General features: G+C 41.9%; 12 protein-coding genes. 2 read left to right on the forward strand and 10 right to left on the reverse strand.

Going from position 1 to position 22,891, the window contains the following annotated elements:
- On the forward strand, positions 1 to 518 hold a 518-nt coding region (locus T489_RS13685), incomplete at its 5' end, for a DUF3427 domain-containing protein (protein WP_037319459.1).
- 245 nt (positions 519 to 763) lie between these two features.
- On the opposite strand, the gene T489_RS0109140 is transcribed toward T489_RS13685, so the two are convergent.
- The 6 genes from T489_RS0109140 to T489_RS0109165 form a co-directional block, all read right to left on the reverse strand.
- A complete protein-coding gene (locus T489_RS0109140; protein WP_031579744.1) occupies positions 764 to 1,333 on the reverse strand; it encodes an SNF2-related protein in 570 nt (189 codons plus the stop codon).
- Positions 1,323 to 1,595: a PDDEXK family nuclease gene (locus tag T489_RS0109145; protein WP_031579745.1), complete on the reverse strand. Its 273-nt coding sequence runs from the start codon at positions 1,593 to 1,595 to the stop codon at positions 1,323 to 1,325. Before T489_RS0109145 ends, T489_RS0109140 begins: the two co-directional genes overlap by 11 nt.
- A gap of 296 nt (positions 1,596 to 1,891) precedes the next feature.
- Positions 1,892 to 4,150 (reverse strand): virulence-associated E family protein, encoded by a 2,259-nt coding sequence (locus T489_RS13690; protein WP_198020454.1) that lies wholly within the window; start codon positions 4,148 to 4,150, stop codon positions 1,892 to 1,894.
- Complete coding sequence (locus T489_RS0109155) at positions 4,150 to 4,728, reverse strand: PDDEXK family nuclease (RefSeq protein ID WP_031579746.1); 579 nt, start codon at positions 4,726 to 4,728, stop codon at positions 4,150 to 4,152. Before T489_RS0109155 ends, T489_RS13690 begins: the two co-directional genes overlap by 1 nt.
- Positions 4,721 to 5,029 (reverse strand): DUF7768 domain-containing protein, encoded by a 309-nt coding sequence (locus T489_RS14950; RefSeq protein ID WP_157608176.1) that lies wholly within the window; start codon positions 5,027 to 5,029, stop codon positions 4,721 to 4,723. The genes T489_RS0109155 and T489_RS14950 overlap by 8 nt, the downstream gene beginning before the upstream one ends.
- A gap of 65 nt (positions 5,030 to 5,094) precedes the next feature.
- Complete coding sequence (locus T489_RS0109165; protein ID WP_031579748.1) at positions 5,095 to 5,565, reverse strand: RNA polymerase sigma factor; 471 nt, start codon at positions 5,563 to 5,565, stop codon at positions 5,095 to 5,097.
- A 213-nt stretch (positions 5,566 to 5,778) separates the two neighbouring features.
- On the opposite strand from T489_RS0109165, the gene T489_RS14390 reads away from it, so the two are divergent.
- Positions 5,779 to 6,426, forward strand: coding sequence for a helix-turn-helix transcriptional regulator (locus T489_RS14390; protein ID WP_051621958.1), 648 nt, complete (start codon positions 5,779 to 5,781; stop codon positions 6,424 to 6,426).
- A gap of 81 nt (positions 6,427 to 6,507) precedes the next feature.
- Here T489_RS14390 and T489_RS0109175 read toward each other — a convergent pair whose 3' ends face one another.
- From T489_RS0109175 to T489_RS0109190, 4 genes are read right to left on the reverse strand one after another with little or no spacing between them, the layout of a single operon-like run.
- The gene (locus T489_RS0109175) at positions 6,508 to 8,601 is read right to left on the reverse strand and encodes a UvrD-helicase domain-containing protein (RefSeq protein ID WP_031579750.1); all 2,094 of its coding nucleotides are present in this window, start codon (positions 8,599 to 8,601) and stop codon (positions 6,508 to 6,510) included.
- Positions 8,582 to 14,920: a DEAD/DEAH box helicase gene (locus tag T489_RS0109180; protein WP_051621960.1), complete on the reverse strand. Its 6,339-nt coding sequence runs from the start codon at positions 14,918 to 14,920 to the stop codon at positions 8,582 to 8,584. The genes T489_RS0109175 and T489_RS0109180 overlap by 20 nt, the downstream gene beginning before the upstream one ends.
- Before the next feature lie 39 nt (positions 14,921 to 14,959).
- Positions 14,960 to 19,738 (reverse strand): class I SAM-dependent DNA methyltransferase, encoded by a 4,779-nt coding sequence (locus T489_RS0109185; protein ID WP_198020455.1) that lies wholly within the window; start codon positions 19,736 to 19,738, stop codon positions 14,960 to 14,962.
- Complete coding sequence (locus T489_RS0109190) at positions 19,735 to 22,557, reverse strand: DEAD/DEAH box helicase (RefSeq protein ID WP_031579753.1); 2,823 nt, start codon at positions 22,555 to 22,557, stop codon at positions 19,735 to 19,737. The genes T489_RS0109185 and T489_RS0109190 overlap by 4 nt, the downstream gene beginning before the upstream one ends.
- Positions 22,558 to 22,891 lie beyond the last annotated feature (334 nt).

Consider the following 22,891-nt stretch of genomic DNA (forward strand, 5'->3'; position numbering starts at 1 on the left):
TCAGCCGAATAGACTTTGTTGACAGGCCTGTTCTTGATGATAAGGATCTGCCGCTGGATCTGTACTGTACATACAGCAGAAATCAGATTCTGGTTGCCTTTGACTATTACAATGTAGGTAATATGCGTGAAGGCGTGAAGTATTTTGATGACTGTAAAACGGATATCTTTCTGGTGACTTTTAACAAGAGTGACAGGGACTACTCACCTACAACCATGTACAAGGACTATTCCATAAACGAGAATCTCTTTCACTGGCAGAGTCAGAGTACTACAGGCGATACCAGCGCAACAGGTATGAGGTATATTAATCATGCCGCCACGGGAAACACGATACTTCTCTTTGTGAGGGAAAGAAAAAATACGGCTGTCAGCGGATTTACCGAAAGCTATACATTCCTTGGAAAAGCAAATTACGTATCGCATACCGGCAATAAACCAATGAGCATCATATGGAGACTTGAAGATCCTATTCCTTCGAAATTCCTGAAAAAGACCAGTAAACTTCTTGTCGGTTAAAGGCATGGACGGTTAGAAATGAACTGCCCGGGAGCGTTTTAGAAGTGAATGATAAAACAGCAGGATATAATCGCAGCTGCAGTTGTTATATTCACCTTGAAATTTAGTTCTTTATGAACCTAAAAATTTGACAGTTATAGACTTATGTCCGCAAGAAAAGAAAAATTACTGGAAGAAAACGATAAATAGGTATAATCTCTAGGTGTCAACTTTAATTCGTTTAGGTGGTCAACTTTTACGATCGTTTAACATCTGTATCTCGTGATGAACTTTCCCAGACGTTCTCCCATATCCAGCAATCTAAACTCAGACCATAAGTCCATTAGGCCGTTTGATGATGGAGTGCCGGTAAGTCCGACAATACGCTTAACCTTTGGACGAACTTTCATGAGTGCCCTAAAGCGTTTGGTGGTGTGGTTCTTGAAGGAGGAAAGCTCATCAACTACCACCATGTCGTAGTTAAAATTACCGCTTTCAACCAACCACTGGACGTTCTCCCGGTTGATAATGGTAATGTCTGCGTTCATGGCCAGTGCAGCTCTGCGCTCAGTCAAAGTTCCTACAGCTACTGCATAGGTGAGATGTTTTAAGTGCTCCCACTTGCCAATTTCCATAGGCCATGAGTCTCTAGCTACTCTGAGAGGCCCAATTATTAAAACCTTATGTACATCAAAGGAATCAAACATCAGGTCAGCAATGGCGGTGAGGGAAATGATCGTTTTCCCGAGGCCCATGGATAAGAATACGGCAGTAACCGGGTTTTTCTTGATGTACTCAATGGCATAGTTCTGGTAATCATGAGGTTTAAAGTTCATTCAGCACCTCGTCAATCTGTTCAATTCCGTCAATCACATACACTTTAAAGCCTAAGCTCATCAGCATACGGTGCCTTGCAAGCTGAAGAGGTCTAGGTTTCATACCAGGGGCTTTAAGCTCTGCAAAGGCAAATACACCACCGGGAAGAAGCACCAGTCGGTCAGGCATACCTGCCATACCGGGAGATACGAATTTGGGTGCAATGCCTCCCTTGGTTTTAACTGTTCTCACCAGTTTCTTTTCGATTTCTGTTTCTTTCATAATCAAATCCTTAGGAACAACAAGCACAAAAAATCCTATTACGCGCGTATATATGCGTTTACGCGGGTACGCTCACGCTATTTATATAAAAATACTTATTTATTTGTGCTATATAGAAATTCTTGTTCTCTTGTTGCAACTTGTACCGTTATGTCCTTATTTGAAAGGACTTTGAAGAGGAACAGGTAACAACATGATCTGTTCCTCTTGTACTTGTTCTAGGGGGGCTACGATTTACGCCGGTAAATTCGCTGCTTTCCGTAGATCGGACTTCTGGTAAATTTGGCAGTTCTTTCTCAGTCACTCAGGCGGGCCATGATTGCGCCAATGGCGTAACTGTCGGCAGATTTGATATCCTCCTTTGGCTTGCCAAAGCACTCACACCATATTTCAATATTGGTTACGGTCTGTCGTTGCTCTGTACCCTTTGCACTGAGAGGTCCTTGCGGATCCTGAATGAAATTCCGTCGCTGATGAAGCTCCATCGTTTCCCAGTTTTTAGGCAGGAGAATCTCAAGGTATCGGGTAACCAAGCCTTCAAGGTCGTCCTGCTCCATGGCTTCACGTTGTTCAACCTGGGCGTAGGCCTCCAACTCTCGCGGTAAAAATAACGGCTCATCTCTGGCTATCAGACTGACCTCAGCCCAGATTTGGTCGACGAGCTCTTTGGTCATATCCCAGGGCTTGAACTTACTGTAGCCACTTACCTTCACATTCCAGAATCTGCGGTTACCGGTGATATCCCTTAAGTAGCCGTTTTCACTGTTGGTGGTCCCGAAAAAGACACATTGCCTTGGATGAGGAGTAACACGACGTCCGAAGGAGGCCCGGTACTTATCATCACGTCGGGAGACAAACGCCTTAACCTTATCCAGATCGGCTTTTTTCATACCGGCAAGTTCACTGATTTCGTGGATCCAATAACCCTGAAGCTTTTCGGCAGCTGTCTTATCATTCATATCCGAAAGAGCCAGACTGTCGGAAAACCACTCCATGCCAATATTGGCAATGAAGGTGGATTTACCAATACCCTGAGCACCATTGAAGACAGGGATATTGTCAAACTTGATCCCCGGGACATACACCCTCATATAGGCTGCGCATAAGGTTTTACGGCATACTGCCCGGATGTAGGCGTTGTCTTCCGCACCGAGGTAATCAATAAACAGCGTATCGACACGCTTGGTGCCATCCCACTCCGGCAGACTCTCAAAATACTGCTTAATCGGGTGGTAGCTTCTGTCATCGGCGACCTTGGTTACCGCTATGTCAAAGTTCCTTTGAGAGAACGTGCCATAGTGGTCTTCTATGTAGCAGATAAGCTGTGCATCATCAGCGTCACGCCAAAACTTGGCTGGATGCTGCCAAGGTACTGCTCCTTTGATTTCCATACCGTCAGCCAGCTTATTGAAGACAATGTCTTTCAGGTTCGGATCGTTCTCAAGAATCAGTCTTAGGTTATAGGTGGAGTTCTGAAGCTCGGTACTGCGGGGCTTGTATTTAAGCTGCTTTTTCCAGTCTGAATCGTCGCTGAAATCCTGCTCTGCCTCAGACAAACGTTCATTGGCTGCCTGTAGCTTTACGTCATCAAGCTGCATGGCAAAGTCGCACATAGCCTTAAAGGATTCCTTCTCATCCATGTCTCCGAACCGATGAACCCTGACAATATCAAAGGCATTGCGGAGCTTCAGGTAGGCCGGATCTTTAGCATGGTGGGAATACACGAATTTGTCATCCTGAATTACCACGCCGGCCATACTGCCGGATTCTATGAAATGCCAGCGGTTATTATTTTCAGTAGGCTCATAGACGTCTGAGAGAATAGTTTCCAGGGCTTTGGAAACAGGAAAATACACTCTGTTAAAGAGTCCCACAACGCCATCCTTTGTAAGAGGATCCTGAACCTTCTTATCGGATATCTGATTAGCCTTGCTTTCGCGGGATGATGTTGGCAGTCGAGTTGGATCTGTCCATTCCGGATGAGAGCAGAGCAGTGTATCCGGATTCAGCCATTCCTTTTCAGCTTCCTTAAAAATATAAATACCGTTACTCGGTGTAGACGGCCAGTACATCAGCTGATTCGGCTGATAGGAGCATTCATCGAAAAAGTCGATACCGAGTTCCTGCGCCAGATATCTGGATACTGCCACAAATTCCTCCGGGGGCACGTCACGAGTTAATGGAAACAGCAGTCGTGCTCTTGGATTATCAGGAGTGTGGCTGTGGGTGGTGTAGAGGCACGATGTATAAGGCGTTCTGGTCTCAAAGTTTTCCAGTATTTCCTTATCGATACGATCTCCGTCCAACGTAATCATAGACCTGAATTCAACCGTTTCAACCTTACGTCTGCCATCGGCGAGAACGCCGGCAACAAAACCACCATGGTCCTTGGCAGCGTCTCTCTGAGCCTTAGACATTCTGGCGTATTCTTCGGCTGATTCCGTGGTGTGGGTAGTTGTTCTCAGTCGATTCTTCAAATCAGTGTATCTGATAGTTTTATTAACCCAGGTTTTGGCCTGACGGCAGTTGCCGTAGGCGATTGCCAAATCTCTCATTAAAGTCCTCCTTTTTCACCAAATTCAAATCTTTTCTGTCTGGCGGCTCTGTAAGCCTTCTCCGTAGCTTCTTCATCCATTTGACTTAAGTAGGAATAGTCAGCACCGAACAGATTAAATGTTCCGCTTTCATCTACTCCTGGGTACGCACCGAAATTATCACTATCGATGGTCTCAAAGTTATAAAACTCAGGCCATCCCGGTTTATTGCCTCTAGAAGCACAATCCATGCTGTCTATGAGTTCATCAACATTAACCCCATTAGGGATGTTGCCGACAACTAAAATGCCTCCTCCTTGCGCGTGAAATCGATTGATTTTTTCTGCATCTCTATCATTCATCTGGCCTTTAACTTCTACGTAAATGCAGCGATTCTCAGCCTTCGAACTGTGGTTCAAAGTTACTCCGTGCAACCTGAAGTCTGGGAGATATTTGATTCCGTCTCCTAAATCGAAGCCTTCTGGTTCGTATTCCCACTCAACCCCGCAGGAGTCAAAGAAAACGGCCCATCGGGCTTCTAGTCTTGAACGGAAACGGTATCCTTTGTATTCTGTTTCAATAGGTTTTAAATTAGTCATATTTCTTTACCTCATTCATAAAACTGTCAAAATAACGAATCGGCTGTCTGCGTCTCTTGGCCACGTTAAATTCAGCCTTCAGCCCAGCGGTAATGGTGTCACCGAATACCCAAAGCTTGTTGCACTTACCCAAAAGGACAGAACTGATGTGTGTCTTAAGATCTTCATCCTGGACTGCTGTCATAATCGATAGTGGGGACAGCGGAATTTGCCCTTGCTTTAAAGCAAAGCGGCAGTATTGCTCGGTGTCACCTGTGCCGCTGTTACACAGGTACACGATTGGTCTAAAAGTTTTTGTCATAAAAAATCCTTAATTAGTAAATAGTGGGGTGCCCTGCCCCCACATCTATTAGCCACGGGAAAGAGTTAAATCTGACGTTTTTCGAGAATTTCTTTTAATTTTTTTTCGGCGCGTTTCCGTTTCTGGGAGAGGTTGTTCTCGGATTCACCGATCCTGTCTGCATAGTCACGTATGCTTTCGCCATCAATGTTTACGGCAATAACTAGTTCAGCCCATTCCGGTTTAAGGCATTCCCTAATCAGACGACATACACTTGCGTATCTTTCCTCAGCATCGAGTTCCTCCTCGGGGTTATAGAAAGGAGACAAAAAATGTTCACCGCTGACATCAACGTTATAATCGCTGTGTTGGTCGAACGTATGCCAGTTGTTGTAGTCAGGACGGTTGAACTGCTTCTCAAAAGCCTCCTGAATGCTTTTCTCATCCTTCCCGAGATCTTCATCCTCCACGGAAAGAGCCACCCAGAGCGCTTCTGTTGCTGCATCATCCAGACTGATGGTCTGGTACCCATTTTCGTAACTAATCTTAAGTTCCAATTTACAATCCTTAGTCCTTTGGCGCCTTATGGACAATGAAATTAAAAAATTACCGGTACCGTTTCCGGTACTTTCCATTACGAATTCAAGATTGAATTTGTGATCAATCTCGGTGAATTTCGATAGTAGAATTGTACATTTTGGGGTAAGATATATTCCAATATTACATTTACATGTTTAATTAGAATATTTATGACAATATGGAATAACAGTATGACAAACGGTAATACAGATATGAAAAATCATAATTTCAATATTCTAAAAAAGAATATTGATACTTTAAGAAAAAATAGGGGATGGACCCAGGAAGAACTCGGACAAAAAATAGGTATGCAACAGTCAAATGTCTGTAAGCATTTAAAAGAAGGTGGTGGTTTTACTTTAGAGCAGGTTTGCAGGTTGGCAGATGTTTTTGAAACGTCTGTAGATGAATTACTAGGAAGAGAGAAAAAAGCAAAAGATTATTCAATTAAAGATATTTGCAAATTCATTGTGGATTTAATATCTTCCGACGTTATTACTACGTTTAGATACGAAAAGAATGAAAATGTGTGGGAGCAAGATAACCCTGAATATTCTCCTGAACATTCAAATAAAACCAAAGTTTTTAAATATGATGCCTTTTACTTTTCGACTTACGAGCAAATACCGGACTATTTAGATGAATATGCTGTAGATAATAAACTTGACGAATTTAGATATACTGGAAATTATGTAAGAAAGAATGCAAAAATTAATAATTTTTTGTATAAATTTATAGATACCAGAAAGAAGTATCTAAGAGGAATTATTTCAGAAGAAGAATATAAAGCTATTACAGAGCTTTATATTAAAAATATAGATAACGATCAAAATGATTGATTATAAAAAAGCTATTTAAATTCGTTAAATATCCTATGGGCTAAACGTTAACCCATAGGATAAATTATGCTTCGAAAAACTTTAGTTGAGAAATTCCGACATCTGACCGTATCCACTCACGTAGGCACATTTTTGTGCTCTGGTTAAAGCTACATACAGTAGACATTTTTCAGCCGTGAGTCTTTCCTGGGTACTTACTGAATCTGTATACTCGACAGCTGATGCTAAAGGGATAATCCGTTTATTGGCTGCGACAATAAAGATATACTGAAATTCCAACCCTTTAACGCGATGCATGGTGGCAACGCGGATGCCGTCAAGACCACGGTCATCAGCTCTGTTGCCCTTGATCTCATAGCAACGAATTCCATTTGAAGTGAATTGAGAAATATAATCGTCAAGTAGTTTGTGGGTCCTTGCCACAACACAGATATTCTTCGCAGCGACTCCACTGTCAATCAATCCTTTAATTTCCTTAAGAACATAATCAAATTCCTCGTTGGCATTGGTGAATCGATTAACTTCCGGAGCTTGACCATGAGTCAGAGACTGACAGCGGTCTCCTGTATCAAACTCATCATCAAGGTCATCAAAAGAAATACCGTTCAAAAGTGCAAAGGCAGCCTTCCTAATTTCCTCAGTGGTACGGTAATTAATGCGAAGAATACTACTGCGTCCACGGACATTAATTCCCCCCTTGGAAAGAGATGCCTTGTTTTTATATATGCGTTGATGAGCATCTCCAACAATAAAAATATCATTCTCATGCTCATCACCGGCAATGGCACGCAGAAGTCTGAAACCATTAACGCTTAAATCCTGACCTTCATCAACAATCACATGCTTGTATCTAGTCTCGGAATTAGACTTTAATAAAAGCATTCGACATTCGTACATGGCCGTATTTATATCCCGAACCTGACGCTCTTTCATTATGTTCTGGTATGCTTCAAACACCTTCCAGATCTGCATGCGAGTCTTCCTGTCTAGTCTGACGCCTCGTCCTGTTCTTGTGGCTTTGATGTATTTTTCAAGAGAGAAAGCCTCCTGAGCCACAACAACTCTGGTGTATTCATCCTCATAAAAGCTAACAGGAAATTCGTCACTAACGTCATTAATAGCCACGGCATCTTCCCAAATTTTTGTAATTTTTTCGTCGTATGCAATCTCAGCTGGGTAGCCATGTTCACGAAGGAACTGGACAACCCAGGCATCGAGGTTGATGACATCTATTCTTCGAAGTTCGTCTAGCGTGCAAATTTTTCGAAGATTATCTTTTATGTCTGAGGCAAGGTTAGCCGTATATGTTGTGAAAAGAATACGCTCCTTATCTTTTAAACATGTTGCCAATTGTTTTGCACGATGCATTGCTACTACCGTTTTCCCTGTGCCAGCACCTCCAAGAACACGGGCTGCCCCAGAGTAACTTTTCTTAACAATTTTCCGCTGAGTAGGATGCAGGAAAACACGCCATTTCTCCAACGGCTCCGCCATAATTCGTCGCAGTTCATCTTCTCCATCAACAACCACAAACGACTTCAATGTTTCTGGGCTGTCAAGAGCATCTGCAAAACTGTCTGATACATTGATTTCTTCATGCTTAACCAGTGTCTTAACTTCATCCAGTGGGAAGCCTTCTGCGATCCATGAAAGGGCTTCAAAAGAGTCTGCAGGAAAGATGTTCTTCTTAGAATAAAATTCCTGTGCGTCTACGATAGTTCTTGCGAACGGAATCAACTCTTCCGGCAGGCCAAGTTCCACCAGGTCTTTATCGGATATTTCAGAAAACAAGCAAAAGTCCTGTGCTGCAGGAATAACCTCAGGTGCGATGACCATATCGTAAATCTGGATCGCACCAGTCTTTGGATTGATTTCACACTTTTTATTCTTAGCCCAAGCATATGCTTCGTCATGATGATCTACCCACAGGAGCAGATAAACTCCAGTCTCTTGCTGCCTTACTACAATACCTCTGTATGTGTTATCGATTCGCACTGAGCAGATTTTCTTATCCCGACAGGCATTCAGTTTCTCATAATTGATCCCAGGGGAATTCGGATCGTTACGGAACTTGTTCATAAACTCAGTAACTTTCCCCTGAATTTGTCTTGGTAAAGCAGCAAAGGCCGTCAAAAAGTCAGCAGAAATTGCGACCTTAGTTGTGTTCTCTGACATGTATTACAACCTCATTGAAAATTGTGTCGATCTCATCAGTATTGATAAATATTTTCCATCCGGCATTCTCTGCCTTTTCACGGTCTACCATCTGTGCCTCTGTCATGAATCCTATTTTGAGTTTTATCCATGCCAGCTCAACTTCTGCGATGACTTCTCCTGAATCATCAGCTAACTCATATCCCGCTTTTTCAGGAGCTATAATGCCTTTTTCTTCAAGTGCATCGGCAATTTTTACTACAGTATCATCAAAGAGCATCTTACGGATTTCATCCCAGCCTTCCTCTGGTTCTTCAGAAGGAGCTGTATCCTCTGCGACAGTGTCAGTCTGCCCATACGGCAATGGTATATATGCATGGTTATCCAAACCAGTGCTGCATACGGCAACAAAGCTTTTGCTAAATTGCATCACATTAAAAAACTGCCAGAAGCCATTCCATTCCTGTTCGTATTTATCCGTTCTACTGTCTGCTCGGTCATCAAGCAATGCAAGAACAGTCACCGGCGAATTTTTATCTACCTTCATTCTTGACGCCAAAATTCCGGCATAAACATAGAAGTGAGAGTCAGAACTTCTCGGAACCCAAGTTCCGAAGAACGTTCCCGGTTGGACAAATTCTTCTTCAGTGAAATGAACTTGACTATTTGCTCTGCACACAGCATCATTCCAATCAACAAAAGCAAGGCTGTTAGCCGCCTTGGATGGTTCCAAAAGGGAGAGTGAATATGCTCGAGCCTGTTTCTCAAACAAATCCTGTGCGTCGTCCATGTCCAAATATCGCATAAGTAGTTCAAATGTAGACATTTTTCCTGGCTTCAGAACATCAGCTTTACCAACGGTTGGTTGATACATCTTTGCACCAGACGGCATTTTTTCGTGGGCAAGAGTCCGTGTGGCATAGTCGCCCTGTGTCTGGAAAACAGACTGAACGTCGCGCCAACTTAAAGACCATACACGGTATCTTCCGCTTCTGCGAATTGCCTCTCTCTTTAAGGTATCATCCGCAACCTTGTCTTTATGGTAGATAAAGCCATCCGTGAAAATAGCTATAGGCAACTTATCCGAGCGTCCTATTTGCCGAATAATAAAGTCGGGTTTACTCTGTATAGAGACTCCTTGTAAAGGTCCCAGTGTCACTTGTGGCTCAATCTCCCATGAGGCTCCATTCACCTTAAGGATGTAGCCTTCCTTATCATTAACCAGTGACTTGGATATCTCAACTTTGCGGTTCTCGTTACCCATTTGGGCAATTGCCTCTATAAAGCGTCTTTCTAGCTCACTATCAAATAATGAGTTTACAGGAATGTTGCCAAGTTTTTCTATTTTGGCCAAATTATCCTTACCGCTTAAAATAGATTTCAATATGCGGATGGCCGTGCTACGTGAAATATTACCTATGTTCTGGCTCTGCCGGTAAGCATACAGGCAATGATAGCAGCCATCTTTTTGCGGATCTTCCTTACATGAACATTGCTCCAATTTCTGAAGGGCTCGTTCAAAAATATCGATAAGCGAACCTTGTTCATTCATAAGCTGCTTCAGATAGCCTGTACCGCCCGGAACGGAATCATAAATCACAAGATACTGCTTTCTATAGTCTGCGTCCGGCACAGGAACTTCGCTAACGGTTGCCCTGAGATGATCCACATTACCAAAATACTCCTTCATACCCAACATGAAGGCTGCAGTAAAGGATTCAGTTCTTACGGTTGAGGAATCCATCGTTGTTGCCGGGATAAGAATACGCAATGCCTCTGTTGCAAATTCCCTGTATAGGAATAAACACTCTTCAAATGGATCGTTATTAAATGCCTGCATCTTTCTTGTTTTACAATAGAAAGTATGGATACTTTTTCCTTGTTCAGGCTGGATTTTTCCGCAGTATTTGCAAATCTTAAATCCTTTACGAACATCCTCAACACCGGATACTGTCAGTTTCTCACCAACTACATCACTTTCACCGAAGTTTATTTCACGGAGAGTCGCTTTCTTGACAAATTCATATCCGAATGAAAATTCCTCATTGTCCATTTGATAGGCACTGGAAATGTCATGATCTTCATCCACATCCACCAGTAGCTGTTTGCAATAAAACACATTAGAACGGTCATCATTATCATCGGAAATAAGGCTTTTAGTGTAGTCCATGTTGGAATAAACCATCTGTACCTTTAGCATATTCCGAACCTGTCCTGCATCCGCCCATGCTGGGCTTCCACATCGCGGACAACATGATGTATTCTTTCCCGCCTCCTCAATTTGGGCATGAGAGCAGTTTGGACATAGTCTCCATTTTGCCGATTGCGCACTGGTAAGGTCTACCTGGTCAACTGTAAGTTTTCTGCCATCAACATAAAAACTGTTGTTTGGCGCAAATTCGCTGATTGCGGCAGAAGCAGACCGGCTATACTCGTATACTGATTTTTTATACTTGTTTTTAGTTTGCTGTTTCTCTGTTTCATCATCCTTGCGGTACAGTACTGCTTTTAAGACAATACCAGACTCAGGGAATGCATAGTTTGGTAAAAGGCCTTCATCTGACAGGAAGTTGAAGATATCTTTCTTATTGATTTCCTTTACAACATTGAGAAGAGCTGTTTGTTCTGCCTTTAGTTCTTTTATTTCTTCATCATAGGAACTATCCTTTGGCTTTGCCTCCAGTTCCTTTACCATATCCTTTAGTTGTTTAATGCTTTGCGTTAAGGAATCCTTTTGATTCTTTAACGAGTTGAAGGCCTCTAATATTCGCATATGCATCGGGCTTTCTTTTAGCTTGTCACCCTGTGCAAATGTCTTGAGTTCATTTCTCGCAGTATCATCGAGGAACTGTGCAAAAAGTTGTATAAATGAGTTGAGCAGATGTGAAAGATTGTTTTGAGCATAATTTAAAAAATTAAAAGGGAATACATCAACAGGATGCTTTTCCAACTTTCCAAGAACAAAGCTAACATTCTTAGGAATGGACTGCTCTGTGGCTACGCGTTTTACCCAGGAATCCATACAGTACGCTACAAACTGACGTTCTAATACTGCTGAAGCTTTCAAAAAAATCTTTGGCGGAACTACGCTGCCTTCCATCATATCCAGTGGATCGGCATAGAAATATAAATCGTGCGGTTTGGCAGCAGCAACAGCCAATGTCAAGGCATTGCCATCTTTACGACCAGCACGTCCAGTACGTTGCAAAAACTGAGACTGAGCAGGAGGCATGCTACAAAGGATGACAGTGGAAAGGTCTCCGATATCAATCCCCATTTCCAGCGTTGGAGTACACGATAATACATTTGGATCCCAAATCTGCATGGTGTCTTTTTTGCGTTTGAAATCAAATTCTAGAGACTCTCTGTCATCACGTTCCAAAAGCCCTGTATGTTCTCTTGCATTGATGCGAACAATATCTCCTGAAGAGAATAATTTACCATAGTAACCAAGACACGACGATTCGTCTTGAACAAAGCTGCCGGCACAAGTATTCCGAATGCATGAGGATTTTTCCCAGAACTCTTTGTTTTCTGCTGAAACTACATGAGTGGTACCGCAGGTATCGCACTTCATAAAGATAACATTATCGGATATGAAAACATTATTCTTATCAAGAGCATAAACTGTGTATCCCGCCGTAGCAGGGATGCTTACTACAATGCCATCCTTTACTAATTCCTCAAGGATGATCCTGCTGATTACAGTATATGTGGAAGTCTCAATAATTATCTCGTCACAGCATGCCGCAATCCAATCTGTATATTTCCTTTCGGCAATAGTATCAAAGTTAGGATTCTTTTTGCTTTGGTCTTCAGAACGATAAATGAACCGAGGGGTATTTCTTCCTGACTTACGCCCAGGCATCCAACTGATTCGGTCGTTGGAAATCAGATAAGTGTTGCCATTTTCTTTCCAAAAAAGTGAAAACGCTTCATTATCGGCAAAGGCTCCGTTCTGCGCCATGATTTTTAGGTATCCAGCTACCATGTGCACATACCGTTCAGCTCCTGTGTGACCAAGCCCGCCAAGTTCGTTAATGACTCGCTCATGGACAAGGTCTGCAACCTTAAGAACTGTGTCTGAAGGGAATGATAGACAGGAACAACCTGATTTCTCAAGTGTGCGGCCAATACGGCTGGAGAGACCATACTCCAACATGATTTCATATGAAATACGTTTTTCGATATCATCCATCAGTTTTTTGGATCTGGCATCTCTTCCAAATTTACGCTTTTTGAGCATGTCTTCATAGGCACTCATCCATGTCATATTTGGGGCAATGAAGAAACTTACAAAACTTTCGTCATTAAGCTGTTCATGCCAATATTTGATAAAACCTTTAGAGAAATCAGCAAGAGATAGATTTGCTCCGCCATTTTGAACATATCGTTGAATGGCAGTCTTAAAACCAAACCGCCAGGTACGGGCATTAAAGAATCCAGCCCTGTGAGCAGCATCCTGGACGTTATCAGAAAATGCCAGAGTTTTTTTATCATCATTAAACTTGGACGCAAAGAGCAAAGATAGTTCTGTACTGATCTCTGTGGCACTACGTAGTCCCATAATCGAAAGACCTCGCTTCGAACCACAGAAAGGACAAACAAACTGTTTATTGCTTTTTGAACCAGTTGTTTGTATCGGACTAGGTAGAATTACATCTACCATATTGGTGCCACAACTGTCACAGGTTGATGGTGAATCTTTACCTAATTTTAATTGCAAGCAACTAGGGCATATACGTCCTGCAACCATTCCAGAGGGAGCGTTGTCATGTGCATGTGGAAACATCATGACAATCTTATCGTCTGTCTTAAAGAAAAGGTTATAGAAGGACTCTAAGCTATTAATTGTTGCATTCATTTGCTCGTTAAGAATCGAGGTCCAGCCAGTTGCACCGCAATCTCTACAGTTAACTACAGGAAGGTATTGTTTAGCCTGTTGGCTATTTAGATCATGAGCTATAGAATACGTAACCTCACTGCCGGATACCTTGGCAACCAGACGTCGTAACTCCCGTATCCAAAGTTGCACTTGGACATTTAGAAACGGACGAAGGCTGTTCGGCTTTCCCGATCTGGCGTGAGAAATAAGAGCAAGCAATGCATTTATTGCAGTCTCGGCATTTCCCATTTTCTTAAGGTCTGGATAATTGATTTCCAGTTTCTCTATGATAGTACTAACTTGATGGTATTTGCCTTTTATCAAGGTAATCATTGCCTGCATAAAACTGTGATGCATCAGATGCTTACCAAGAGCAATTCGTCCTTCTGGTGAGATAACGTCAACATCATTTAGATTTGTCCATGCTGATGTGGCTTCTCTAAGATAGGCTTCTTCATTATCCTGTTCCACCAGTTCCGAAAGTTTAGCAATCTGTTCTGCTGACGGTATGGTAAAGTCAGTTATATCCTGCCCCTTAAAGAATTCATCAGGAGAAAGACGATCTTCAGTTACAATGGACTCTTCTTCAAAAGGCTCACCAAAAATTTCCTCAGCGTATTGAAGGATACTTTTACCATTATCCTTTGAGCCCATGGTAGCTGAAGTACCGATGCAACATAGATATCCTCCTGGTGTCCATAAGCGGGATTTCAACCTGCGGAGCAAGCATGCAAGGTCGGTACCTTGGGCACCGTCAAAGGTATGCAGTTCATCAACTGCGATATATTTCATTGTATCTGGATTGTTCTTTTTCCATAGTGCTGCGTCTTTTGGGCGTACAAGTAAATAATCTAGCATCTTGTAATTGGTGAGGAGAATATCCGGAGGATTGCCGAGCATCGTCTCATGGTCGGTGATGACATTATCCTCACTCATCATACGACTTGGATTCTGTTGAAGTCCACCCACATACATACCTGCAGTCACATTGCCCTTGAGTTCTGGGCTAGACCATATCAGTTCTGCGATTCTCTTTGCCTGGTCAGTCGCCAAAGCATTCATCGGATAAATAATGAGCGCCTTAACCCCTTGTTCTCCTCGGTGTCGATAGCAATACTCCAATATCGGATACAGGAAACACTCCGTTTTACCGGAACCTGTGCCAGTTGCAATCAATGTCGATCTGCCGTCATCTCCTGTGAGTCTGTTAAATGCGGTCTGCTGATGAACATAGGGAAGGTACGCAGGATGAATGGATTTAAAACATGTCGGCATCGTCTCAGCAACACGAAAAGGAAGCCGAACGGAAACATAAGGTTCATGATAAACAGAGTCCTTAGTTTGCAGCATATTGCGAATTGATCCTTTAAAAGGCGCATTTGACATCGGAAATGATGTTTCAATATAGTTTCTGATGCCTTTCTCTAATTGCTTAGCAAGTATGGATGGTAGCATTGTGCCAATCCTCCTTTGTTTTTATTCTTTCCTACAGGTCTACTCGTGTTTTCCATACTTTTCTTCAAAGAACTTCCAAGCAGTCTCATAGTCCTTTATACGATCACAACGATCAAAAGGTGCAACGTACTCAATGGTGCGTTCTATGGGGCCACCTGGCATGGTATCATCAGTAATGGAGCGATAGAACTTCTGACCTGCTGTGGCTCTCTTAACGGTATTTTCCCATTCCTTGCGGTCAAAACCCACCCCTGTTAAACTACGATTATTAGTAAACACGATTCGACCATTTACATCATACCAAGTGTCTGCCTCGTAAGATTGAAGTACAGGGAATTGGATTCTGTAAATGATTTTAAGTTGCTCTAGTGTCATTCCTAATGCCATTGCAACTAGAACATCCAATTCAACTAGTGCTTGCCTTCTTTCAAAATCGCTTCGTAAAGGTATTTCCCATTTCCATTCTTTGGACAACTTAGAAAAATCTTTCTTTAGCCGAATATTCTCCTTTGACCATGATGATGATAAATAATCTTCATTCCATTCTTTACACCATAAATCGGCGTAGAATTGAGTTAAACAATTTAGAAGTAATGCCCGTAATTTAATTTGATTATTCATTTTTGATTTTGGGATAGGAAACAATCTAACAGTCCCAAAATATACATCAGTTTTTCCTATACATTTCACTAAAAAATCATATGGTACACTAGCTTCACATCCTGCCAAAAGTGACAAATCGTCTAAAGATTTCGGCGTCACAGAAAAAATAGTGTTTACATGTGAAAACCCTTTAGGAAAAATTGCTCCTGCAAAAGACCTTTCCGATGTACATCCAACCATTCTCCTATGAACAAGTCGATATTGGTTCAAATAGTTCCCCCAAGGCATTGATGGAGCTCTGTTGTAGAACTCGTTCATATTGCAATTTGGTGTATATTTCACCCTAATCAAATAGTCTGCCGATATTTGAAGCAAATCTATGGGGTCATAATCACTATTAACTCGGTAGTTTTTTCTAGTTGTCTTAAAATAGGGATTAGCAACTCCAATATGAGCGCCAGAATAGATGGTACTCTCCTCTGTTTCTGGGTATTTTACATCGTATGCAATAGTACCATCTTGCTGTGCATTCGTTTCATGCCAACAAGGAGAAGAATACACTTCATCAGATGATAATTGTCCAACCGTTCGTTCTTGCGAAACGAAACATTCTAAAACTTCGACTAATTCTTTAGAATGCATAGTTGGTAGTTTAGTGAACATCCAATTTTTTTGTTCCTCTGCATCTTCAAAAATTCTAGCAAAAACCTCCAACTCTTTTTTGGTAATTCTAATGCGTCTATGAGGATGACCTCTGGTATTCCACTTATCATTTTCATCTTTTATGCCAGGAATGATGCTACTCTCAGCCGGCTCATAACATTCTTTAATTGTAGACACAGCATAAAGATTTCCTATAGTATCAAATGAAATTTTGCCGATAGAACCATAGATGTTTAAACTGAAATGAGTACTATGATGAATTTCAGCAAAGAGTTTTAATTCATTTGTAAACTGAAAATGATATTTTAATCGAGGAAATATTTCTTTACGCAAATCACATCCGGAAGGATCATCGTAAACTCCATCAGGGTGAACAAAAGCACTTGTTCCCAATTTGTTTGTATACATCCATGCTTGCGGTAAAAAACATTTATACAGATTAACCGCTCCATGTAACATCGGATAATTCTGATTGGCCCCCAAATATGATTGTTGTCCTGTCAAACTTTCATATTCAGCAAAATAAATATTCCTCGTATGATTATTATTCAAAGCCTCAGTTCTTCTCTGAACGGTTTGAGTAGCAGTCAATTTTTTTACAGCAAGAAGAGGTTGTTGATCTGCTAACACGCTTTGCTCATTCCATGTTATTTTAATCCACGGTGGATTTCCGATTACAAGATCAAACCCACCACGTTCTGCAAACAAATCAGCAAACTCTAATTCCCAATGCACAAAATGGTTCTGTTCCGCAATATCATGTACTAAAGCTAGTCTTGGAAATAATATACAGAGTTCGTCAACATCCACAACATTCTGTCCAGGAAAGAGGTCTTTTATTTTACAGATTAGTTCATCCTGTTCTGTCGGGAACAGACTGAGCTGCTGGCCGAACTCTAGGATATTATTACCTTTGTTTGAGAATGTGCCTACAAGGATTAGATTTAAGTCATTAAGGAATTCACTGCGACTTGGCAGAAGGTCTGCTTTATTAATAGGCCAAAACCACAAAGCACACCAATAGTCCATAGCAAACTTCAATCTGGCATACGGACCAGCGTTCTTCATGTGTTCTGACTTATACAATTTAGAATAAATTTGGTCTTTCTGTCTGATAGTCGTGCGAGAATCAGTAATTGTGTCGTTGTATCCGTAAACTGAAAGTTGATCCCTGGTTTCTGTCTCCACTGTTTGACGCAGTTTTACTTGGTTATTCCATAGTTCATCGATCACCTCAGATAGTCCGCGAAGTGTTTCAAGCTCACTAAGGGAATATGGAGCTATGAACTTTTTGTTCCATTCAACCATTGCCTTAATGTTATCAGTGGCCAGCGACTTAATGACCTTATCGGAATAACTGCACATGCCTGGATCGCCCAACAGGAAATGATAGATTTGTGCATTTCCTTGACGCCTTTTACGTTCCGTTCCCAAAGGTACACGCTCTGGCGCATTTTCATACCAGCGCATTCCCTTTGATGTAGATGTAAGAGCTGCCTCTTGGTAACACTGCCGGCGTGCACCGATCAAAGAGTTGCCGTTTATAAGCTGTGTGCCAAACCATGGTACGAAGCCTCCCTCATATATAGTGTTAAGCCACAGAGAAACTTCTGCTAATTCGACTGCTACAGGATTCAAATCAATACCATAAACGTTACGGTCAGCGATATACATCTTAACCTTTTGCAGCTCCTGCAGACGTTTTTCTGCCGGAATCATCTCACCAAGCTCTTTCTGCTTTTTATCTAGGTATGCTTCAGCAATTTGATTAATTCCTTCATTTAAGAACGCTGCTGAACCCATGGCCGGTTCACATATAGTCAAATGAAGGATCTCATCAGCAGTTTTGCCTTTCAATAGTTCCTTCAGTGCATATTTCACTAGACATTTCGTCAGTACTTCTGGAGTGTAGTAAGAAGCAGATTTCTCTCTTTCTCGCCCGGCGAGACGATAAATGAAAGTTCCTTTTTCATATTTTCGGAGATGGCCTTTTTTATACTTTCCATTTGGATCGTCCTTCTCATAGCGTGCACGTTCATCTTCCGTATACTGATCTAGCTCTTCCTCGGAGACAAAGTATCCAACATCCAACTCATTAAAACTGTCACCGGCACGCTTTACCTCAAACAGGGTTTGCTCCGCAATGAATCCTCTGTAAGAAAGCAGTGCTTCATAAACGGAGCCCATTTGGTTGATACCGAGGTTGGCATAAGAAATACGTCCTCGGCGGTCGTTCTTCTTGCCAGATTCTCGTGTTAAACTCATGAGATCAATAATGCGAAGCATCACACTGTTGCGCAATTTTGCCGCCGTTATCATCTTTGTATATTCAGGGTCAAAGATATGTGCCTTCAATGGGGCGATTACGAACATGTCGTGGAGACTTTTTTCCTCAGAGTATTTCAGAATTTCTTTTTCTGTTGCCGGATAGCCGTTGTAAATAAGGTCATAAAGTTTAGATAGAGTTTCATGCAGATAGTAACCGCTACCAACCTCTGCAACATCATCACGAATATCATTCGCAATGTCGCGGAGGCTCTCCAGCGAATACCCCGTCAAATATGATTGTGATTTTATTGGTGCATAACCCAATTCAGGGCGAGCTTCAATAAACAGCACAAAAAGCATACGGTACATATACCGCAAACACTCAAGAGTCAGTTGTCCTGCATCCACAGGCTCGGTATTCAAATCCCGTCCTTGACGCGTAGCCATGTCATAAAGAACCTCATTTCCAAGAAGTTCTATGCATTCACGCAAAGCGTATTTCAAATCCTGCGATACCCCAGCGGCATGCTTCTGAGAATTTGCATCTAGTTCGTCCAGTAGTGCTGTTCCTTCTTCTGGACACAGACTGTTCCTGTGTAGAAGTACGGCCATCGCTTGTAATGTGGATTCCTCATGGCGACTGAATATATCTTCCAGTTCAAATTGCAGATAACGCTTTTCATTCCACTTATTTCGATCAATCAGTGCAATCTGGTTCATTCCAATAAGAACGATAAAACGTGGAGGATCTGCCTGTCCGAAGAGTATTTTAGTAATAAGGTCCTCATTAGGGATATCTGTCAAGTTTTCTTTTGATACAGAGCTTAGACCGTCTTCAGCGATTCCCTGTACGGAGAAGCAGTACTTGTCCAAAATAGCAGCTTCCTTATCTTCAGAAGTTGCCAGCAGAACCCACAGTGCAGGAGCACCGTTTATTTTTTTTAGTTCTAAATACACAGGAACTTTAATGCTATCATCAATATCGACAACCTCTGGTTCTGGTTCCGGATATCCAAGGGCAGACAGATAAATGTCTGCAAGAGTACGAATATTTACCAAAGTCTGAGTGTCAAATTTTGAACGAAGGAATCTATCATGGATAGGATAGTACTGCCTTGCTGCATCTCGGAGCAGTGCCCACGGTGTTCGTACATTCTCATTATCCTTCGCTTCAGCCCGCCATTTTGAAATGGTATCGGAGGCATTCTCCTCAAAGATGGACGATAAATAATGGTTAGTATAATATTCGTTCTGGTTTGTAATACCTGTTAAATCCATGCTCATTTCGATACCCCCTTCAGAACTGTCACGATCCGTATGTATGGATTATTCTGAATGCTTAGAGTGTCCGTTACCCAGTTTGTGAATTTATCGAACAGTTCATCGACCATTCGTTCCTGTTCGCTCTTTTTCCTTTCGCTATCAAAAAGAGAGAGCTGGTAGCTCTTATGCTTTTCTTCTAATGATGCAAGTTTGTCCAATTCCTCATCCAGCAATGGATTTATTCGATCAGAATACTGTTCAAAGAACATCTGCATGTGTTCCTGGGCATGGCTCACTACATCTGGCAAAAGGCTGGCTGCTTCACTTACATTCTCCTGCGTAAGTGCATTGCTATTCGGAATGTCTACGTTACGCAGACTTGCACGTTTGAGAACCTCGTTCATGGAAATAAATTCTTTGAATTTTCCATTTTCATAAAACAGTCCAAACCACTCATCAACGAGCGGGGTAGACCTTTTATTCGGAATACTGCCGGTGACAATAAAGATCGTTTCTGATGGCATCAAAACGTCCATCAACCCAACAATCGGCGCTTCACCTCTACCATAGAGCAGGCCACACTTGTCATTTACCCAGGTGAAAAGAGGATGTAATCTCCAAAGATACTGTACCTGTGGCCATGCTGTTTCTGCCATGTTGTTCTGCATGCATCGCATCATCTCGGACATACAAAACGCTTTATCGTCAGAAAGTCGTATATAATCTCCCTGTGGCATAGCTTCTTCAGGAAGAAGTGCTGTCAGACGTTTTTTCATGTCTGGTGTAACCATAATTTCTAGACCTGATACAGCCTGCAAACGTTCAACAGGATGGCTTTCTGAACGATTTAGAAATGCAAAAGCCTGGTTCAAATAATCAATATCCGAAAAAATTGTTTCATCAGATCTTACTAACACAGGAGCTTTATCTTCTTCAGAAGCGGCCATAAGGGCCTCAAAAGGATCAAATTCTTCCTCGCCGCTATTGAGGAGGTCTTCAAAAGCTGAGACATTAGCACCTCCTTCAATGATATCGGAAACAACGAGTTCTTCATCTTCAACAGAGAACTTACCAAGCAGAAGAGCAGGGTCTCCAATATTCTTTAAAGCTTGTTCCTCTTTCGTAATAAGAATCTCAATTATGCGCATATCACCTTTAATGCGAGGATTGGCACTTTCAATAAGCATGTAGCGAATGTCAGGACGCTGTTTCTGACCATAGCGGTCTATACGACCATTACGCTGCTGGAAAACCATGAGCGACCACGGAATATCAAAATGAATAAGTCTGTGGCTCAGATAATGCAGATTCAGACCTTCTGATGCCACATCTGAAGCAACAAGCACGCGAATTGATGAATCATCGCGTCCAAAATTTTCAACGATTGTCTGTTGCTCGACCTCACTCATTTCTCCGCATAATTCCTGAATAGCTCCTTTTTTCAGCTTTAGGTCTTTTTGAAGTTGTTCAGCAAGATACTTCATTGTTTCAATGCGTTCAGTGAAGATAACAACACGGTCATCAGTCCGGGCAGTCCACCCATATTCCTTACTGCGAAGAAGTGATAAAAGTTTCTGATACCTAGAGAAATCAGCCGGTCCGATTTTGATCAATGCATTGCGGAGCGTCTCTAGGGTTTCTATGTCCTGAATTTCATCTTCTGGGTATTTCTTTTTCAGCTTATTCAGTCTTGTATCGATGCTCTTGATGCAAGCTGCAGGACTTGAAAAAAGTGACTTTTCCAAACTTGTTTTAAACAGTTGCCCCTGAGACTTCGTCTTGTTCAGGTCCATTTGCAAACTCATCCCAGCAAAAAAATTGTAGGCGTACTCTTCAGTTGCAGACGCCTTGCACCGCTCAAGCTCAATTCTACGCTCAAGAAATGAACCGCTAATTTGGTCCTTTACGTCCTTCTTAAAACGACGAACGCACAATCCTTTGATATCTTCTTTTGTGTAATCATCAGGATTGGCTATGGCGGTTGGATCAAGCATATTCATAAGAGAGGCAAAACTTTTAGCACGACCATCATGAGGAGTTGCTGATAACATGATCATTGTATCTGAACGATCTGCTAGCAGTTTGGCTAACCTTGCGCGTTGTGCTTGACGGTCACCACGTTCGGCAACATTTTGTGCCTCATCAATTACGATAATATCCCAGTATGCATTCTCCAGATGGGTACGGTACTCCACGTCTCTCTTCAATGTATCAATAGATACTATGGTCTTGTCATAATAGAAGAAAGGATTATAGTTGGACGGAAGCTTTGTACGGATATTTTGTATCTTTTTGGAATCCAAGCGCACAAGAGGAATAGTGAAGCGATTCCACATTTCCTTTTGGAACTGTGTCATCATACTCTTAATCGTAACAACGAGGATTCTTTTTCCCTTGCCTCGAGCAATAAGTTCACTCATAAGAATGCCTGCCTCAAGGGTCTTACCAAGACCTACAGTATCGGCAATTAAGATACGTTGACGAGGTCTGCGGAGAGAAATCTGCGCAGGTTCAAGCTGATAAGGCATCAGATCCATTGCTGCTTTATCCCCGATATGCAAGTCTGTGTCAGTCGGGATCTGCTGTCGCCATTGGCTTTCAAGGTACAGTTGCGTTCTTCTAAAATAAGAGGAGGTATCAGGAACTAACTGAACTTCAGCGGGATTTACAATTTTAATATCTTCAAGGTCAGTTAAGAAAATGACATCCCTATCCTTGACCAAAGGGGAAATACCAATACAGTGCAGAGCTAGATTGCCCAAATTATTCTTTTCAATTTTTTTAACCATCCATTCCTCGTCTCGAATGATGGTTCTCATACCGGGTGCATAATCGAACATTGTTTTACCCTTAATTATCGCGGAAGAGAGATTACTGCTTTGAACTCTCCTCATATATTGGCCATGTATTTTCTTGATTTGTCGTTTCTTTAGAAACAGACTCAATAATGGCGGTAGCAATACATTATTTAGTCGTCTAAAGACAAAATTCAGATTTTAAGGATATTATCATAACAAGCGGGCATAAATCCGAGCCGATCCACACAAATCCAACATCAAGCAGACCTTTAGAATATTTTTTAACTCAACTTTCCCACATGATTTTGAGTGGAAAAACATAGCGCAACCTTAATCCATGCGGTTTAGGTGTTTTTTAAAAACATGTATTGATTTT

The organism is Ruminobacter sp. RM87, from assembly GCF_000701925.1.
In the GTDB taxonomy this organism is placed as follows: Bacteria; Pseudomonadota; Gammaproteobacteria; order Enterobacterales; family Succinivibrionaceae; genus Ruminobacter; species Ruminobacter amylophilus.